The sequence below is a fragment of the Arthrobacter sp. JCM 19049 genome (genome assembly GCF_001310435.1).
Genome location: NZ_BAXF01000523.1, coordinates 1 through 1,472, shown reverse-complemented (window position 1 = coordinate 1,472; position 1,472 = coordinate 1). Strand labels below are relative to the sequence as shown.

General features: G+C 67.3%; 1 protein-coding gene and 1 pseudogene. Both read right to left on the bottom strand.

Annotated elements, in window-relative coordinates:
• Window positions 1–106: 106 nt before the first annotated feature.
• A complete protein-coding gene (locus JCM19049_RS14060; RefSeq protein ID WP_054821893.1) occupies window positions 107–820 on the bottom strand; it encodes a hypothetical protein in 714 nt (237 codons plus the stop codon).
• 111 nt (window positions 821–931) lie between these two features.
• Window positions 932–1,472: pseudogene (locus JCM19049_RS14055) on the bottom strand (sodium:solute symporter); the annotation flags it as partial.

The window sequence follows — 1,472 nt, the reverse complement described above, 5'->3', positions numbered from 1 at the left end:
GACCGGGACCTCCAGGCTCACCCTATAGCCTCGGTGTTGCTGCCGGTGACGGCGGCCAGCTGGCTGGCGCCGGCGTCGTCGCCGAAGACGTTGTCGCTGCGCAGGCTCACCGCGGCCAGGTTCTTGACCGAGGCTCATAGCCCACGGTGGCGTACACCTGCTCGCACGCCTCTTGGGGCAGGGCCACTTGGGAGGTGGCGATCGCGTTGGCCGCATCGGTGACCGAATGCTCGTCCGGGTAGATTTCAAAGTGGATGTGCGGCCAGCGCCCGGCATAGCAGGCCGGGAAGATGCTGGTGAAGCTCACCATCCCGTCCTGGTCGCTGAGCTGCACGCCGCGCAGGTAGTTTTCCTCCTGCACCCCGGTGGAGTACATCGAGTAGCGGCCCTGGCGGTCGCACTGCCAGACGTAGACGGCCACCCCGATCATCGGGGCGTTGTCCTTCGCGCTGTCCAGGATGCGCAGCTGCAGCTGCATCTCGATGCCCTGGGCGGTGCCTGTGGCGCCGTCGAAGCTGGAACGGATATCGCTGCGCACGATCCCGGAACGCTCCAGCACGTCCGGTCCGTTGGACCCGTCCGCGGGGTAGGGGCCGGCCGTCTCCTCGGGGATTTCAGCCGCGCCCCGTGAACCGGTTCCGGCGGTGGGGGCGCAGGCGGACAGGGTGAAGGCCAGGGTGCCCAGCCCCATGGCGGTGAGCATCTGGCGCCGGTCGATCAGGGTTTGCACGTCAAACCCCAGCCCCTGATCCTCCAAGTCTTCGCCCGGGCGGGGCAGGGGGCGGTTGTTGAACCAGCGTCCTGGCGGGGTGGATGTCATGACGGCTCCTTTGTGCATCCGGGCAGCTTTAAAACCAAGGGCACCACCGGGCCTGTTGCCCATGGTGCCTTTGAGGATATGCACCGGTATTGGGTTCCGGCACAGCTGCGGCTATGCGGCCGCTATGACCTTGTGCTTAGCGCACCGCGGAGTCCTGCACGCCTCCACGCTGCTCTCACCGGCCACCCGCCGGTCCCAGCTGGCCAGCACCTGCGCGTCGGTGCGCCCGGTGGCCAGCGAGACCACGATGTAGGTCAACGCCGAGGCGAGCAGGCCGAAGTAGATCGGTTCGTTCGCGTACACCCCGTCGAACGTGTTCTTCGCCCCGATCTCCAGGTAGATCATCGTGCCCAGGGTGACCGCCGTGCCCGCGGCCATCGACCAGGCCGCGCCCACCCCGTTGCCGCGGCGCCAAATCAGCCCGCCGAGGATGGAGATCAGCAGCCCGCCGACCAGGATGTCATAGGAAATGGTCAGCGCCGCGACCACGTCGTCCACCACGATTGCCAGGATCATGATGACCACGCCCAGCCCGAACACCCACCAGCGGTTGTTGCTGACCTCGTGTTCCGGGTTCTTCTGTTCATCGCGCTGCAGGTCGCGGCCGAACCAGCTGGCCACAAACGGGGCGACGTCGGTGCGCGCCACGGTG

What these genes read in the sequence shown, in the direction of transcription:
- JCM19049_RS14060 (WP_054821893.1), bottom strand. Translation starts at nt 820, where the DNA reads ATGACATCCACCCCGCCAGGACGCTGGTTCAACAACCGCCCCCTGCCC.